Here is a 16,384-nt window from a genome sequence, read left to right as displayed (position 1 = left end):
GTGCGAAACCGACCCAAAGATGAGACTTCCCACTACACAAGTAGGTAAGACTCCAGAAAGACGATCTGGTCGATCGGCCCGGCATGTACGCACCGTGAGGTGTTCAGTGGACGGGTACGAATCAGTCGAGGTCTTGACCTTAAATTCATCACTCACTAAAATGACTGTGTAGTTTTCAGGAAGCAAAAAGCTTTATTGGTATTAAATAATATATGAATATGAATCTTAAAAAGGCTTTCAGGCCTTTTTTTGTTTTAAATACGTTTAATTACTGTGGTATATAACTCCAAATTATGAATCAGCACCAAATAAAGGTTATAAGTAAGATGGATTGAAGGGTGCCATAACCGGGAAACTTAATAGGAATCCTTTAACCCGACGAAAAGAATGAGCCGGTTTAACTCATTTAATTCACAGTCTAATATGTACCTACCATTATCCAATAGATTAAGGGCCGCTTTTGGCGGCCCCCGCGAGATTAAAAATTACCGGATGGACCAGTTAAGGCCGCAGTTGTTGTCCCAGTTATTAGCGGAATCTTTGAAGCAGAAGTTAACTTGGTTGTCCATATGAATGGTTTTTTCGAAGCCAGAAGTAGTGCGTTGCATGGGCTCAGTGCGGGTGTGCTGCCAATTGCGGGGATCGCCGGAACCGATGTGCAGGTAAACTTGATCAGCACCTGAATGGGCCAGCAAGCCATTGTAGCTGATGCGGGCTTCGTTGTAGCCTGTCGATTTTACTTCGATACCTTTTTGCGAATCAATCCAGTTACTCATGTTACAACCTCCTTGAGATTATTGAGGGACGCTTATATAGTGCGTCGCTGAGGTGGATCTAAACCAAGGGGATTGATGCCAAAGTAACCACTTATCGTTTAGGCCTTTTTTTCTTGCATGCACCCGAAGGCTATGCCAGAATGATAGCGTGGGCACCGCTTGAGCGGCGCTGAAATTCAAGGGAAATGGAGGAATGAAAAGTTGAACATACGTCATCGGTTGGTCCAACGAGGTATGGCCATCGCGGCCGTAGGTGTACTTTCGCTTGCATTAACAGCCTGCTCGTCTACGAGCGAGCTAACCAATAATCCCGGTGTAAAAAGCATCGTCGATAAGGTGCAGTCAGCGGCGCAAACGGAAGTAGCCAAGCAACTGACCGTCGTGCTCCAGCAAAAAATTGATGAAGCCAAAGCCAAGAATGCTAAGATCCAAAACCCTGACGGGACGATCAATTGGGATGAAGTCGGTCGGACCAACCTTGTTGACTATACCTTTGCTTCGATTGCCGGTTTTGATTATAAGGCGACACTCCAGGCTAACGGCACTTTTGAAGTGATGCAGGTCAAGCAAGGTACCGGTGAAAAGTCTGTCTTTGCCCAGTATCGGGTTCAGTTTGTCAACGGGGAGATCGTTCTTCAGTAAATGGCACGATTCAGGTAACGATGAATTCCTTGGGTTATGATCAGCATCTAAGGGTATGAGTAGTATAAGGTAAAAGTAAACAAAAAGAGAAACCGTGCCGGTGAAATGAATGAAATTCACTGAGTAAGGTTTCTCTTTTTGCGCTACCCACGGGATGTAGCGAGGAGCCTTTTTTATTGTTGAAAAAACTTGGTTTTGAAATAAGTAGCTATCAAGGATTATCGCTAAAGATGTCGAATTGAGCAATTGGTTACTCGTAGTTTTTTTCGCTAAGTCTAATAAGCTCTATTTCTACTTTACAAGACAGTAGTAGTAAACAAGAGGGGGCTTATTTATGGAATATGCGCACCATAGGACGGTGGAGCACGTTATCGGCTTTGAGGTCCCCTTGTTTGTATTGGTGGTCGCTATCCTGGCCTACGTTATTTGGCGCAACCGTGATCTCGCGAAGCAGAACCGCTGGCGTAGTGAAGTGGAATCACAACTGCGCGAACTCCTTGATGATTTACCGAATGCAATTTCCATCACCCGGATCACTGATAATGAGATTCGTTATATCAATCACAAGTGTGAGGAAATGCTCGGTGGGACTCGGGAAGAATTGGTCGGCCGATCGATGCTTGATTTTTGGGAGTATCCCAGTGAGCGCCACCGTATGATTGATCAGATCCATAAGCATGGGTCGGTAATGAATTATACCGTTCGGATCAAGCGGAATCAAGGCAATGGGGAACCATTTTGGGCCAGTATCAGTTCACGGATTATCATGTTTGAGAAAGAGCCTGCTGTTTTCTCAACCTTTACCGATATTGATCAGGCCAAACGGATGGAAGAAAAGCAATTAGCCAGTGAGCGAAAATTTCGTGACTTGATTGCCATCTTGCCGACGGCGATTGTTGTTACGCGTAGAGACGATGGCCTTATCTTGTTTGCCAACAACAGTGCGCTGGAATTGACGGGAGACTTGTCGGGCGGCATGGCCGGCCGCACGACGGTGGATTATTATGCACGCCCGGCCGATCGCATACGGCTACGGGATCTCTTGCTGGAGAACGGCGCTTTTGCTGATTTTGAAACACAACTGCGCCGGTATGGTAGCGATGAAACGTTTTGGGTCTCTATGGATGCGCAGGTCACCGATTTCGAGGGCCAGCCAGCGATCATCACTGCCATTAGTGACATTGATATGCGGAAGCGGGCCGAGGAAGCCATGCGCATGGCCAAGGAGACGGCGGAGGCAGCCACACAGGCCAAGAGCGAGTTTCTGGCTAACATGAGTCACGAGATTCGCACCCCGTTAAATGCGATTATTGGCTTTGCGGAATTGACCCTAGCGACGGATGTAACGGAAAAACAGCGGGATTATCTCACGAAAATTGCGGCATCGTCCGATTCGCTCCTCCGGGTAATCAACGATATCCTTGATTTTTCGAAAATCGAGGCAGGGAAGCTCGTGATGGAGTCGATCGAATTTCGCTTGGACGAGGTCGTGGATCTTGTTGTCGAAATGGTCAACGTCGAAGCGGCGAAAAAGGGAATCGAGTTGCTTTGCGCCGTGACCGATGATCTTCCGCCTGTACTGATCGGTGATCCTGTTCGGGTAGGGCAGATCCTGCTCAACTTGATGAATAATGCCGTTAAATTTACGGCTTCAGGCCATATCCTGATCCGGATCGAACCCGTGGAAAGGGATGGCCAGCATTGCCGGATCCGTTGCGCCGTCAGTGATACCGGCATCGGCATAGCGCCGGCGCAGATCGATGCCCTTTTTACACCGTTTGCACAAGCCGATATGTCCATGACGAGAAGATTTGGTGGCACCGGTCTGGGTCTGACCATCTCCAGACATCTGGTCGAAATGATGGATGGTACGATCACTGTGGAGAGTGAGTTCGGTTCCGGGAGCACCTTTACGTTTACGGCGGTATTCCGGTGCCAACCGAATGGGGCTCAACGGGAACAGGGTGCCCTGCCACCCAATGTAACGGCTTGCAAGGCGTTAGTGGTCGATGATTATCCCTTGGCTCGGGAAATCATGATGGAGCATTTGGCCCTTCTGGGAATTAACGCGGTAGCTGTGGCTTCGGAAGAGGATGCTTTAGCCGAACTGAATGTGGCTGAACCGGGGCAGCCCTATGCGATGGTACTGCTTGACCTGGATATGCCCGGCGTGAATGTGCCGCGATTCGTTCGGAAGATTCAAGAAGATCGGCGCTATGGGGCGCCACGGTTGATTTTATTGGCTCCGGCCTTTGGCGATATCCAGCAACGCTATCAAGGGAGCCCAACGGAACGACAAGTGGTCTTAATGAAACCCGTCGGGAAAGCAAAACTAATCGAGGCGATCGGGCAGGTCTTTGGGCTGCAACTGTCGAACGCGCTGGCGAAGGGGATGGCTTCATGGGCACAATCCCGGGAAACCGCCGCAGCCATCGCCGGTGCGAAGGTGCTCCTGGTTGAGGACGTGCCGATGAATCAACTGGTAGCAACAGGGCTTCTGGAGCGGTTTGGTGTGAAAGTGACCATTGCCAACAACGGCATGGAGGCATTGGAAGCATTAGAGGCAGGAACCTTTGACCTGGTATTTATGGATGTACAGATGCCGGTGATGAGCGGTTATGAAGCAACGCGGCGGATCCGGATGAACCCGGTTCATGCCCGGTTACCGATTGTAGCGATGACGGCCCATGCCATGCAAGGCGCGGCAGAAGCTTGTTTGCAGGCGGGAATGAACGATTATCTGAGCAAACCGATTGAATCGAAGCGCCTGCAGGAGATGTTATCCCGGTGGATTCTTCCGCGGAATGGGAAGGGGGGATTCCCCCAGACAGACACAAAGCCCATCAAGGATGAAAGGCGGAGGAACGAACGGGTAAGCAGAAACGATCTCCCTGTGGATGTACCGGGCGTGAATATCGATGTGGGGCTGGAACGGTTTTGCGAAGAGCGAGCAATGTACCGTAATATGCTCATAGAATTTGTAACCAACTGGAGCAACGTTGCTGAACAGATTCAGTATCAGCTTGATCATGCCGAAAAAGAATCAGCGCTGGTCTTGGCGCACAAAATCAAGGGCGTGGCCGGCAATCTTGCTGCTGATGATATTTATCAGGCTTTTACCCAGTTGGAAGCAGCGATGCGGGCGGATTGTGAAGATGCAGATATCCAGCGGCTACTTGAGGAACTGCAAGAAGCATTTCACCCCTTAGTGCGGTGGGAGAGGACGTTGCTGACGGATTCATCCAATGCGCTGGATTGATTCAAAAAAGAAGCGCCCTTCGTCAGCGTTGACGATGAAAGCGCTTCTTTATTCATAACTATACCACTTTGAACTACACCACTTTGCGGACAATAAAATTATCTTGAATCAAGAGCCAGTTTTGCGGGAAGTCTTTGCCGAGCACCCAGTAGTAGAAGCCACGGATCCCCAGGGTCTTAACGAGATCGAACTTAGCTTGAATGCTGCGTGCGTCTTCAAACCAGACTTCATGATTCCGGCGATTTTCATCGGTGTAGAAGAAAAACGGTGCCTGGGCGACGCGGTCATATTGGATATAGCTGTTGTAGCGAGCGGCCCGTTCAATCGCTTGCTGGGGACTGATCGATTCGGCAAATCGTCCGCCTGGCACAAAGGGCAGTGTCCAGTCATAGCCGTACAGCGGAATCCCCATGAGGATTTTATTTCTAGGGACCACGGAGATGGCATACTCAAGCACCTGGCGTACCAGGTTAATGGGGGAAACGGCGCGGGGCGGGCCACCGGACCAACCCCATTCGTAGGTCATAAAGAAGATAAAGTCGACGATCTGTCCTTGGGCGGCATAGTCATGACCTTCGTAGAGAATGCCCGGTTGCGAACCGGATGTTTTTGGCGCCAGTGCTGTGGAGAGTGAGAAACCACCTGGTTTTAATTTGGCAGCGGCGCGACGCAGGAACTGGTTGTAGCGCTCGCGGTTTTCGGCGCCTAAATACTCAAAATCGACATTGAGCCCGTGGTAGCTTTTTTCCCGCATGACGGCTACCACTTCATCAAGCACTTTTTCTTGGAGTGCTTCATTGGTAAAGATGGTGGTGGCTAGTTGGCGATCAAACCGGCCGTTAATAAAGTTGGTCAAGGTCAGCAGGGGGGCTACACGATGACGGTAAGCGGCATTGATTAAGGGTTGATCGACAACGGGTGTTAAGGTTCCGTCGGGATTGACGGCATAACTGAAGATAGGCAGGTAGGTCAATTGATCGCCGTGCTGATCGACTTCGCCGACGGAATCAGCGCCGGTAATGCGCGGATCCACATAAGCGCCCACATCGGCCACGGTGCGCGGCCGCGAACTGCCGGGCGTAGGGATGACCAGCGTTTGACCGACTACCAAATGGGCTGGATTGGGAACTTCGTTGCTTTGTATCAATAGGTACAGGGGAATACGGTAAGCTTGGGCAATCGACCATAAGGAATCGCCAGGGCGAACGACATGAATCTGCATGATTCTTGGCTCCTTTTTGGATCCGTTTATGGGCGGACATATCCGGTAACAGTAGAACAGGGATGGGGAAAGATGGTATCATCGTATACTTGATCTATGCAGTGGGGCGCTGTATGGTGACTTGCTGCCAAAAGGAGGCATGACGATGCGAAAGTACGGCGTATTTACGCTGCAATTGGTGTTGTGGGTGCTCAGTGTTTTGGTCTCAGTGATTGCCTATCCGAAGCTGCCGGCGCAAGTACCGGTGCATTGGAACCTAGCGGGGGAAGTTGACCGGATGGGCAGTCCTCTGGAAGCGTTAAGCATCGGACCGATCGTGACACTTTTGCTGATTTTGTTATCTCGGGGATTTAGCCGCATGGACCCGCTGAAGGATAATTATGCGAAATTCACCGGTGCCAGCGAGATAATCATCACCAGCGTCGTTTTCTTTTTTTTCGGTATCCAGATGGCGATGATTGCTGCCGGTCTGGGCTACCCGATAGCGATGGCACAAATCGTGCCCGGAGCAGTAGGTCTTTTGTTTTTAGTTATCGGTGTGGTTCTGCCCAAGGTTCAGCCCAATCACTTTATGGGCTATCGCTTGCCGTGGACGATAGACGATCCGGAAGTGTGGGCCAAGACGCACCGTGTCGGCGGACAGGCCTTTGTTTTTGGCGGTTTGGGCATGCTGGTTATCGGCGTGGCCGGTCCGCAGTTACTTGGTGGTTGGAGCACGGCGCTGCTGTTGCTGCTCATTGCAGTGATCGTTGTTGTACCGACGATCTATGCCTGGCGGATCGCCGGGAAAAAGCGAACGTTTTGATGCTACGAAAGAGGGGCCGTCGCCAGCATATCGGCGAAGGCCCCTCTTTGCTTATTCCCTTGTCTGGAAGTATATGGTATAATATGGTAGGGTAACTTGTCCGTAGAAACAGGTGAAAGGGGTGAAGATCCCGGCGCTCTTCGTACCGGGATTGCGATGTATAAGATTGGAATTGATCTGGGATATGGGGAAGTTAAAGCGGTCAATCAGCAAGGGAAAAGCATGATTTTTCCCAGTATCGTCGGCTTAGGCCATGACCGGCAAAGTGAGATCTTGGCGCAAAATACCAAAGGCCTCGATGCGCTGCATGTGCGCTTGGGTGATGAAGAGTTTTTCGTGGGCGAATTAGCCCGGCGGGAAAGTCTCGCCGGCGCTTCGATCACGCTGGAAGCGAATAAAATTCATCTTCCTGAAACACGGGTACTTTTGGCCACTGCGGCAGCGCTATTGGCGCCTGCCGATATGAGCGCGATTCATCTCGCGACGGGGTTGCCTTTGGAGGAGTACAGCGCCCAGAAAAATGACTTTTACCGCTATTTGAAAAACTTCTGGGCGACGGTACATTTTCTGGGCGGCCCGATGGAAGGCGAAAGCAAAACGATTCGTTTTGCCGATGTGACGATCATTCCGCAAGGATTGTCGGCCATGCAATTGGCCATCTACGACGGTACGCGTCCGCGTTTTGACGACGTGACCCAAACGGGCAACTTGTTTGCCTTGATCGATGTGGGTTTTCGTACGACTGATTTTGCCGTGGTGGAGATCGGCAGCAATAAGCGGCCGCTGCTACGGCGGGACCTTTGCGGTACGGTCAATGTGGGCGTGGCCAGTACCTATCGGCCACTGCAACAGGCCTTTAATAAAATTACCGGATCGGTGTTGGAAGAACGCAATATCCCGCACATCCTTAGCGAAGGCACGATTTTTCATCGCGGTCAGGAGATTGACTTGCAGGAAGATATTCAAAAAAACACGGTCGCAAGTGGCGCGGGAGATTCGCAACCGCGTGTTGTCGGCCTGGCGGTCGGAGGCCGATCGTATCCGGCGGCTTTTCTTAGCCGGCGGCGGTGGGAAAGCGATGGCCGATCATCTGGGCAGTTTGCATCCCACGATCACGCTGATGAAGGATGCGCAGATGGCCAATGCCCTCGGATACTTGGATGCGGCCAAGATCAAGGAGCAGGGCCAGTTCCAAGCGGCACGGGCAACCGGTTCGTGATGGGCGATGGCCAAGTATACGATCAATGTACCCGATGAATCGGCCCTCGATCTGAAGCTGCGGGCGATTCCCTCGGGAGCACGGTCGGCCTGGATTCGTGAGACGTTGCTGCAAAAAGTCGAAGAGGATCGCCGTCACGAAGCGGTGATGGCGGGGTTGAGTGCGATCCGGTCGCAGTTGGAACGGTGGGAAGCTGGGGGAATGCTACCCATGATGCAGCGGCCGGAAGGGAACGATGAAGAGCCAAGCCCTTTTGCGGATCTCTTTGGTGAGTTTTTAGAGGAAGCGGAGTAGAAGTAGATGAAAGCCCGTCTGTTACTCGAACAGACGGGCTTTCAGTTCATCGGGCGTCGTTTGTTGTTCGGTCGCCAAGGTTTTCAGCGATTTGGACGGATCGGTCGATGCGGGTAAGCGGAGCTTTTCCAGCACAGTAGGGATGGGGAGTTGCAATGTTTCGCTGACCTGGGTGATCGTCATCCACCCTTTAAGATCTGCGGAGCTCTGAACGGTACCGGCGGAGGGCAACGATTGCTTGGTCACCCAATAACCGCTGGCCATACCTCCACCGATAATGCCACCAAAGAGTCCAAGGACGATCAAGCCAAACAAAAGCGGTTTGATGCGCATAAACAAAGCTCCTTTCACCGATTGATCCTTTGCCGGGGAGGAGAGAATCATGCTGTTGGCAGTAAGGGCGTTTCTAGGAAGATAGAGGATGTTCCTAGGACGATAGGGGATGTTGCTTGGATGGTGAGGGTGTTTGGGGCGGTGCCGGCGGCGAAGTCAGTGCAGCGTCAAGGGTCAGTGTATCGGCCACCGGGCAGTGAATGATGCAACGTAAGCATTTGATGCACTGGCTGTCCCGGACAACATCTTGCTGAGCTACGTCAATCTGCACGGGACAAGCTTTGGTACAGGCATGGCAGTTGATACAACTGGCGCGGTGGCGCGTGATGTTGATCCGGCTTAGAGGGGCAAAAAGTGTAAAGAGCGCGCCGAGCGGGCAGAGATAGCGGCACCAGGCACGTTCGATGATCAGCGCACTCAGCAAGGTAACCCCAAGGATGACGATCCCGGTGAGCGTCATTTCGCTGAAGTTCATGTGAAAGAGCATTTTGAAGGGATCATAGGCTTCAAACCAAAGGGAGTTCGTCGATACAGTCATGTAAAGAATCAGGGCCAGGATCAAAAAGCGCAGCCACCGTAAGGGACGATCGATGGCATCGGATGGTGTCCAAGTGATTTTCAGCAGTTTTTTATTGATGCGGTAAAGCCACTCTTGGATGGCGCCAAAGGGGCAAATCCAACCGCAAAAGGAGGCGCCTGTGAGGGTTACCAAGGTTACGGCGGCAGTGAGCAGGACGAGATTGGCCATGTTGGTCTTTTGAATAAACTGACCGGTGGTGATATAGGTCCAGAGCGTAGCGGCGCCGCCGAAAACACAGTAGGTGTCCAACGGTGCAGCGCCTTGTGGGCCGCCCCCTAAAGCTTGGTGACGATAGCTGATAAAGGCAATGAGGGCAACGAAAAAAAGCAAAGAAACCTGGCGGGCGACGCGCAGTGCCACCGTGCGCTTATGATTTGGCTGAGCAGTCATCGGGAAAACCTCCTTTTTATCAGGTGGTCGATACCTTCATTATAGCAGGAAATCGTGGCGAAACGATGGTGCTTACGTTACAATTTGATGACAAATCGTAGCGTAGTATAGGTATATCTGTGGAAAGATGAGATTGGTGATAGAATTGCGACTAATGGATTAAATAATAATACACTGAAAATATGGATTACCCTAAGAATGGAAGGATAATCACTTTAAATGTTGAATGTTTGTTCCAAGAGTTTTTAGCGACGTAGCATGGCATTGCTATAAGGAGGCGGTTATATGTCGAAGACTAAACTGGAGTGCATTATCGAGAATGCGGAGACCTATCAAAGTTTATCACCGTTAGACTGTGGTGTCATGATTGCTGACGAAAGAGGGACAATCGTACAATTTGTTCAACCGAAAACTTTTAACATGGCAGTTACTGTTGGCAGTCAAGCGGCATCATCAGGAGCCGTTGGTGAATGTGTACGAACGAAAAGAGAAGTGCATAAAACACTCCCGAAAGATTTATACGGAGTTCCTGTCAAAGCCATAAGCATTCCCGTTTTTGATCAGGGCGATTTTGTCGGAGTGATCGCGACGGCAATCAGTTTAGCTACCCAAGAAACGCTGCAGAATGCCGCACAAACCATCATGGCAACTTCCCAGGAATTTAGCGCGACCATCCAAGAGTTAGCCGGAACAGCTACCCTGTTATCGAATAACCTTGTGGACTTAACCAAAAACGGTGAAAAAATCCTGTCTGATGTGAAAGAAACGGACGGAATCTTACGTTTTGTCAGCGATGTGGCGGCCAATTCCAATCTGCTGGGACTCAATGCGGCCATCGAAGCGGCCAGGGCCGGAGAACAGGGGCGTGGATTTGCCGTTGTTGCCGAGGAAATTCGCAAAATGGCTACCAATAGCGGACAGGCCGTCAAAGACATCAATAAAATTATTTTATCGATACAAAAAGATATTAACAGTATGGTGAAAATTTTATCGGATACTTCCGGTGTCGGTGAGCGACAAGCGGCGGCCACCGAAGAAATGTCCGCGGCGATGGAGCAGTTTGTTACTTCTGCGGAAAATATCAATAAAATAGCGGAGATTATTTAACCAGTAGTAGAAGGAAGGATTCATTGATGGCCATGAAAACGTCGGACACAGCAAAGCCGGTTTGGGGTGCAGGTAGCCTCACTTTGCGCGATCGTGAAACCGAATCGAAGCCGTTTGTGCTGAAAAGCGAGTTTGCGCCCAAAGGCGATCAGCCCACAGCGATTGCAGCGTTGTCCCAAGGCATCTTGTCCGGTCAGCGTTGCCAAACCTTGCTCGGCGCGACCGGTACCGGCAAGACCTACACCATGGCCGCCGTCATTGAAAAGGTGCAGCGGCCCACGCTGGTGTTGGCTCACAACAAAGTGCTGGCGGCGCAGCTTTGTGCAGAGTTCAAGGAGTTCTTTCCCGACAACGCTGTGGAATACTTTGTTTCTTATTATGACTACTATCAACCGGAGGCCTATGTCCCCTCATCCGACACTTATATTGAAAAAGATGCATCGATCAACGATGAGATCGACAAGCTGCGCCACGCGGCCACAGCGGCCCTGATTGAGCGCCGTGATGTGATCATCGTCTCCTCCGTCTCCTGCATCTACGGCTTGGGATCGCCGGAAGAGTACTTAGGGCAGATGATCTCGCTGCGCAAAGGGCACAGCTACGATCTGGATGCGATCTTGCGTAAGCTCGTCGATATCCAATACGTGCGTAATAACATCTCCTTTACGCGCGGTACCTTTCGCGTGCGTGGCGATGTGTTGGAAGTCTACCCGGCGTCCTATACGGAACGGGCCGTGCGGTTGGAGTTTTTCGGTGATGAGTTGGAGCGGATTACGGAGATCGATACGCTGACCGGTGAGATCTACGGTGAGCGCTACCACATATCGATTTTTCCGAACACGCACTATGTAACATCGCGGGAAACCTTGGAGCCGGCGCTGGCGGCCATCGAAGCGGAATTGGAAGAACGTTTGGCGGAACTGAAGGTGCAAGATAAGCTCTTAGAAGCGCAACGGTTGGCGCAGCGTACCCGCTACGATATTGAGATGCTAAGGGAAATGGGCTTTTGCACGGGCATTGAAAACTACTCACGCCACCTGACCGGGCGCCAGGCCGGTGAGCCGCCCTATACGCTGCTGCACTTTTTCCCCGATGACTTTGTCATGATGATCGACGAGTCCCATGTGACGGTGCCGCAAATCGGTGCCATGTATGCCGGTGACCGCTCGCGCAAGCAAACGCTGATTGAGCACGGTTTTCGCTTACCTTCGGCGGCCGATAACCGTCCCTTGAAATTTGATGAGTTTGAAAAGACGGTCAATCAACTGGTGTTTGTCTCGGCCACACCGGCCGATTATGAAATGCGCAACAGTGCGCAGGTCGTCGAGCAGATTATTCGACCGACGGGCCTGGTTGATCCGGAAATTGAAGTGCGGCCCGTCAAAGGCCAGATCGATGACTTGCTCCATGAGATTCGCATCCGAGCGCAAAAAGATCAGCGCGTATTGGTGACGACGCTGACGAAGCGCATGGCGGAGGATCTGACGGGCTATCTCAAGCAGATGGGCGTGCGGGTGCGCTGGCTCCACTCGGATATTGATGCCATCGAACGCATGCAGATCATCCGTGATTTGCGCATCGGCGAGTTCGACGTGCTCGTCGGGATTAACCTGTTGCGTGAAGGGTTGGACTTGCCCGAAGTGACTTTGGTGGCCATCCTTGATGCCGACAAAGAGGGCTTCTTGCGCTCCGAGCGATCGCTGATTCAGACCATCGGCCGGGCGGCGCGGAACGTCGAGGGGCGCGTGATCATGTATGCCGATACGGTCACGCAGTCGATGGAAAAAGCCATCGGCGAGACCGAGCGGCGGCGAGCGATTCAAGTAGCCTATAACCGGGAACACGGCATCACCCCGCAGACGGTGAAAAAAGCGGTGCGCGATGTCATTGAAGCGACTACTTCGAAGGATCAGCCGCAAGGGGTGGCCATTGATGAGAAGTCGGGCGGCGTCCTGGCGCGGGCGGCCGCATATCTTAAGGGGCGCCGTGGCGGCAAGGCAGCGGGGCCGGCGGTAGATTATGGCATCGGTGATGGGGCGCTGATGGCCGCCGAGGCGTTCGATGGCAGCTATGAAATCGCCGGAACCACTGCCGCAGAAGTCATGGAAGCAGACCGTGATCTCGTGGGCGAGATCCTGGTAGCGGAGGCGAAGTCCAAATCCAGGACGAAAGCGGGAACGAAGGGAACGGCGAAGGGTACAGCCAAGGCTAAGGATACGGCCAAGGGTACCGGCCAGGAAAGGGCGACGGCACGGAAAGGCGTTACGGCAACCGCAGCGGATGTGGTCAACTCACCGGAAAGCGTCGCGCGGTTGATTGCCGATCTGGAAAAAGAGATGCAGGAAGCAGCCATGGCGCTGGAGTTCGAGCGGGCAGCGCTGTTGCGTGATGTGCTGATCGAAATCAAAGGCGGTGCGCCGGTGAAAAGTAAATCTGCATCGAGCCGGGCGGCCAAAGGCAGGAGCATAACCGGTGGGGGAGCGGCCAAAAGCGGTACCTCTTCCCGTGAGCGTACGCCGCGATCACGGGGCTAACCAAGCAGCAGTATCATATCAAGTCGTAGGCCAAGATTTTTATGAGCAATGAACATTTGAACAGCCTAAAGATAAAACAGGGACAGAAGGGCGATGGCTCATGGGGTGATCGCTTTTTTCTGCCCCTGCTTGCTTTTATGCTATAATAATGATTATCGGTAAAATAGACTGACAGAAATGGCTTGGCCTAACTGGAGGAGAAAACATGCTTGAGATGATCCGCGTACGGGGTGCCCGGGCGCACAACTTAAAAAATATTGATATCGATATACCACGGGACAAGCTCATCGTCTTGACCGGCCTATCGGGCTCCGGCAAATCGTCCCTGGCCTTTGACACGATCTATGCGGAAGGCCAGCGGCGCTATGTCGAATCCCTGTCGTCCTACGCCCGGATGTTTTTAGGCCAGATGGACAAACCGGACGTAGACTATATTGAAGGCTTATCACCGGCGATCTCCATCGATCAAAAGACGACCTCGAAAAACCCGCGCTCGACCGTCGGCACGGTGACGGAGATCTACGACTACCTGCGCCTGCTCTTTGCACGTATCGGCAAGCCTCACTGCCCCAAGTGCGGGAAGCCGATTCAGCAGCAAACGATCGAGCAGATGGTCGATCAATTAACAGCCTACCCGGAAAGCACGAAGCTGCAGATCCTGGCGCCGTTGGTGCGCGGGAAAAAAGGCGAGCATATTAAGATCCTTGAAGACATCCGCAAAAACGGCTATGTGCGCGTGCGTATCGACGGCGAGATCATGGACGCCACCGAAGAGATCAACCTGGCCAAAACCAAAAAACATACGATTGAAGTGGTCATTGACCGGATCATCATCCGTCCCGACATTGCCCGCCGCTTGGCCGATTCGCTGGAAACAGCGCTGAACTTGGCTGATGGGTTGGCGATCGCCCATATTCTCAGCGTGCCCGAAGGTTCTGATGCGGCCACCGGGGAACTGCTTTTCTCGCAGAACTTTGCCTGCGCTGATTGCGGCATTTCGATCGGCGAAATTGCGCCGCGCATGTTTTCTTTTAACGCACCTTATGGCGCTTGTCCGACCTGTACCGGCTTAGGTAGGCAATTGGAAGTCGATCCGGACTTAATCATGCCCAATCGCGATCTGAGTCTCGATGAAGGGGCCATCGTTCCCTGGGCAAAAAGCAATTCCAACTTTATTCCGGAGTTGCTCAAAGCGCTATCGACAGCACAAAACTTTTCGACGAGCGTGCCCGTACGCGAACTCCCCCCTGAGATCGTGCACATGCTGCTTTACGGTGCCGGCCAAGAAAAGCTCAAGGTGAATTTCACCAGTTTTGACGGGCGCGCCCGCACCTATGAAACGCACTTTGAAGGGGTCATCAACAACATCAAACGCCGTCACAAGGAATCACAGTCTGACTGGTCCCGTGAGGAACTGGAAGAATATATGACGGAAAAACCCTGCCCGGACTGTCAAGGGGCACGGTTGAAGCCGGAGAGTCTGGCGGTGCTTGTCGGCGGGCGTAATATCCGCCAGGTGACCGAAATGCCTGTCGATGAGGCCTATCGCTTTTTTGAGCAACTGAAGCTGACGGAACGGGAACAGATCATCGGGCGCCAGATCTTCAAAGAGATCAAAGAACGCCTGGGCTTTTTAAGCAATGTGGGGTTGAACTACCTGACGCTGTCGCGGGCGGCCGGCACCTTGTCGGGCGGCGAGGCCCAGCGCATTCGCCTGGCGACGCAGATCGGCTCGGGACTGATGGGTGTGCTTTATGTCCTTGATGAACCGTCGATCGGCCTGCACCAGCGCGATAACGAACGGCTCTTGCAGACGTTGCAGCGCTTGCGCGACCTGGGCAACACGCTGCTCGTCGTGGAGCACGATGAAGATACAATGCTCACGGCCGATCATATTATCGATATCGGGCCGGGAGCCGGTGAGCATGGCGGTCAGATCGTGGCCGAAGGTTCGCTGGATCAGATCATGGCAGAGCCGGCATCGCTGACAGGACAGTATCTGTCGGGCAAACGCTTTGTGCCGGTACCGAGCGAGCGGCGCCGGCCCAACGGCAAATGGGTGGAAGTGATCGGGGCAGCCGAAAACAACCTCAAAGGGATCGATGTGGCTTTTCCGCTAGGCGTCTTCACCGCCGTTACCGGTGTTTCGGGATCGGGAAAATCAACACTGGTCAATGAGATTTTGCACAAAACGCTGGCAGCGCAACTGAACCGTGCTCATACCAAGCCGGGCGCCCACAAGGAAATTCGCGGTCTGGAACACCTGGAAAAAGTCATCGACATCGATCAGTCGCCGATCGGCCGTACACCTCGGTCGAATGCGGCCACCTACACCGGTGTTTTTGATGCGATTCGCGATCTTTTTTCGCAAGTACCGGAAGCGAAGATGCGCGGCTATAAGCCGGGGCGCTTTTCCTTCAATATCCGTGGTGGGCGCTGTGAAGCCTGCAAGGGCGATGGGATTCTCAAAATTGAGATGCACTTTTTACCGGATGTCTATGTGCCTTGTGAAGTGTGCAAGGGCAAACGGTACAACCGGGAGACGCTGGAAGTTCACTATAAAGGCAAAAGCATTGCCGATGTGCTCGATATGACCGTCGAAGAAGCGCTGGCGTTTTTCCAAGCGATTCCGAAGATCGCCCGCAAGATGCAGACGCTCTTCGATGTGGGGCTCGGCTATGTCCGGCTCGGCCAGCCGGCGACGACCTTGTCCGGCGGGGAAGCGCAGCGGGTCAAGCTGGCGACGGAATTGTCGCGCCGTTCCAACGGCAAGACCTTTTATATCTTGGATGAACCGACGACGGGCTTGCATATCGCTGATATTCATAAGCTACTCGGTGTGCTGCAACGGCTCGTCGATGCCGGTGATACGGTTTTGGTCATTGAGCATAATTTGGACGTGATCAAAACGGCCGATTACGTGATCGACCTGGGTCCGGAAGGCGGTGACAAAGGCGGTACGGTGGTGGGCACTGGTACGCCGGAAGAGGTGGCCGCCATGCCCCATTCGTATACGGGGCGTTTTCTGGCTAAGGTGCTGGCACGGCGACCGGGGGAACCGGTGGTGTAATAGCCCATGTATAGAAGGAACGGTTCGGGATTTCATCGAAAACAGAAGGAATATGTAGATAGAGTCCGTCCAGGAACCCAATGGAACCAAGTATGGTATCCGTTGAAACCGTGTTTTTTCCAAATTAATCAAGAAAATAGCCGCAAACCGTAC

Annotated in this window: 12 protein-coding genes, 1 rRNA gene and 1 pseudogene; 10 read left to right on the top strand and 4 right to left on the bottom strand. The window is 52.6% G+C overall.

The window, feature by feature from the left end; translation table 11 throughout:
- Window positions 1-141: ribosomal RNA gene (locus tag EDD73_RS13835) — 23S ribosomal RNA — on the top strand; the annotation flags it as partial.
- A 344-nt stretch (window positions 142-485) separates the two neighbouring features.
- On the opposite strand, the gene EDD73_RS13830 is transcribed toward EDD73_RS13835, so the two are convergent.
- The gene (locus EDD73_RS13830) at window positions 486-776 is read right to left on the bottom strand and encodes a carbohydrate-binding protein (protein ID WP_131920902.1); all 291 of its coding nucleotides are present in this window, start codon (window positions 774-776) and stop codon (window positions 486-488) included.
- 201 nt (window positions 777-977) lie between these two features.
- On the opposite strand from EDD73_RS13830, the gene EDD73_RS13825 reads away from it, so the two are divergent.
- The gene (locus tag EDD73_RS13825) at window positions 978-1,418 is read left to right on the top strand and encodes a hypothetical protein (RefSeq protein ID WP_131920900.1); all 441 of its coding nucleotides are present in this window, start codon (window positions 978-980) and stop codon (window positions 1,416-1,418) included.
- A gap of 334 nt (window positions 1,419-1,752) precedes the next feature.
- Window positions 1,753-4,677 carry a PAS domain-containing hybrid sensor histidine kinase/response regulator gene (locus tag EDD73_RS13820; protein WP_131920898.1) on the top strand — a complete coding sequence of 975 codons (2,925 nt, stop codon included), beginning with the start codon at window positions 1,753-1,755 and terminating at the stop codon, window positions 4,675-4,677.
- 73 nt (window positions 4,678-4,750) lie between these two features.
- On the opposite strand, the gene EDD73_RS13815 is transcribed toward EDD73_RS13820, so the two are convergent.
- Window positions 4,751-5,899 carry a glycosyl hydrolase family 18 protein gene (locus EDD73_RS13815; RefSeq protein WP_131920896.1) on the bottom strand — a complete coding sequence of 383 codons (1,149 nt, stop codon included), beginning with the start codon at window positions 5,897-5,899 and terminating at the stop codon, window positions 4,751-4,753.
- 145 nt (window positions 5,900-6,044) lie between these two features.
- Here EDD73_RS13815 and EDD73_RS13810 point away from each other — a divergent pair, with 145 nt between their 5' ends.
- The 4 genes and pseudogenes from EDD73_RS13810 to EDD73_RS13800 all read left to right on the top strand — a co-directional run bounded on the left by EDD73_RS13810 (window position 6,045) and on the right by EDD73_RS13800 (window position 8,217).
- Window positions 6,045-6,704: an SdpI family protein gene (locus tag EDD73_RS13810; RefSeq protein WP_165876534.1), complete on the top strand. Its 660-nt coding sequence runs from the start codon at window positions 6,045-6,047 to the stop codon at window positions 6,702-6,704.
- Between the two features lie 156 nt (window positions 6,705-6,860).
- Window positions 6,861-7,661, top strand: a pseudogene (locus EDD73_RS13805) (ParM/StbA family protein); the annotation flags it as partial.
- A gap of 25 nt (window positions 7,662-7,686) precedes the next feature.
- On the top strand, window positions 7,687-7,923 hold the full coding sequence (locus EDD73_RS15640) for a hypothetical protein (RefSeq protein WP_423244905.1): 237 nt from the start codon (window positions 7,687-7,689) through the stop codon (window positions 7,921-7,923).
- A gap of 6 nt (window positions 7,924-7,929) precedes the next feature.
- Window positions 7,930-8,217, top strand: coding sequence for a hypothetical protein (locus EDD73_RS13800; RefSeq protein WP_131920890.1), 288 nt, complete (start codon window positions 7,930-7,932; stop codon window positions 8,215-8,217).
- 21 nt (window positions 8,218-8,238) lie between these two features.
- On the opposite strand, the gene EDD73_RS13795 is transcribed toward EDD73_RS13800, so the two are convergent.
- Together EDD73_RS13795 and EDD73_RS13790 are read right to left on the bottom strand one after the other, a co-directional pair.
- A complete protein-coding gene (locus EDD73_RS13795; protein ID WP_131920888.1) occupies window positions 8,239-8,550 on the bottom strand; it encodes a hypothetical protein in 312 nt (103 codons plus the stop codon).
- Window positions 8,551-8,644: 94 nt separating this feature from the next.
- On the bottom strand, window positions 8,645-9,520 hold the full coding sequence (locus EDD73_RS13790) for a 4Fe-4S binding protein (RefSeq protein ID WP_131920886.1): 876 nt from the start codon (window positions 9,518-9,520) through the stop codon (window positions 8,645-8,647).
- Window positions 9,521-9,805: 285 nt separating this feature from the next.
- Here EDD73_RS13790 and EDD73_RS13785 point away from each other — a divergent pair, with 285 nt between their 5' ends.
- From EDD73_RS13785 to uvrA, 3 genes are all read left to right on the top strand, one after another.
- The gene (locus tag EDD73_RS13785) at window positions 9,806-10,627 is read left to right on the top strand and encodes a methyl-accepting chemotaxis protein (protein WP_131920884.1); all 822 of its coding nucleotides are present in this window, start codon (window positions 9,806-9,808) and stop codon (window positions 10,625-10,627) included.
- A gap of 26 nt (window positions 10,628-10,653) precedes the next feature.
- The gene (gene uvrB, locus EDD73_RS13780) at window positions 10,654-13,161 is read left to right on the top strand and encodes an excinuclease ABC subunit UvrB (RefSeq protein ID WP_406567199.1); all 2,508 of its coding nucleotides are present in this window, start codon (window positions 10,654-10,656) and stop codon (window positions 13,159-13,161) included.
- A gap of 205 nt (window positions 13,162-13,366) precedes the next feature.
- Entirely contained in the window at window positions 13,367-16,231 is a 2,865-nt protein-coding gene (uvrA, locus tag EDD73_RS13775) for an excinuclease ABC subunit UvrA (RefSeq protein ID WP_131920882.1), read from the top strand.
- Window positions 16,232-16,384 lie beyond the last annotated feature (153 nt).

It is taken from the genome of Heliophilum fasciatum, from assembly GCF_004341395.1.
Classification (GTDB): Bacteria; Bacillota; Desulfitobacteriia; order Heliobacteriales; family Heliobacteriaceae; genus Heliophilum; species Heliophilum fasciatum.
This window is presented reverse-complemented; position numbering and strand designations above follow the sequence as displayed.

Excerpts from the sequence above, each read along its gene's own strand:
- EDD73_RS13830 (WP_131920902.1), bottom strand. The coding sequence starts at position 776 with ATGAGTAACTGGATTGATTCGCAAAAAGGTATCGAAGTAAAATCGACA.
- EDD73_RS13820 (WP_131920898.1), top strand. The coding sequence starts at position 1,753 with ATGGAATATGCGCACCATAGGACGGTGGAGCACGTTATCGGCTTTGAG.
- EDD73_RS13815 (WP_131920896.1), bottom strand. The coding sequence starts at position 5,899 with ATGCAGATTCATGTCGTTCGCCCTGGCGATTCCTTATGGTCGATTGCC.
- EDD73_RS13810 (WP_165876534.1), top strand. The coding sequence starts at position 6,045 with ATGCGAAAGTACGGCGTATTTACGCTGCAATTGGTGTTGTGGGTGCTC.
- EDD73_RS13800 (WP_131920890.1), top strand. The coding sequence starts at position 7,930 with ATGGCCAAGTATACGATCAATGTACCCGATGAATCGGCCCTCGATCTG.
- EDD73_RS13795 (WP_131920888.1), bottom strand. The coding sequence starts at position 8,550 with ATGCGCATCAAACCGCTTTTGTTTGGCTTGATCGTCCTTGGACTCTTT.
- EDD73_RS13790 (WP_131920886.1), bottom strand. The coding sequence starts at position 9,520 with ATGACTGCTCAGCCAAATCATAAGCGCACGGTGGCACTGCGCGTCGCC.
- EDD73_RS13785 (WP_131920884.1), top strand. The coding sequence starts at position 9,806 with ATGTCGAAGACTAAACTGGAGTGCATTATCGAGAATGCGGAGACCTAT.
- uvrB (WP_406567199.1), top strand. The coding sequence starts at position 10,654 with ATGGCCATGAAAACGTCGGACACAGCAAAGCCGGTTTGGGGTGCAGGT.
- uvrA (WP_131920882.1), top strand. The coding sequence starts at position 13,367 with ATGCTTGAGATGATCCGCGTACGGGGTGCCCGGGCGCACAACTTAAAA.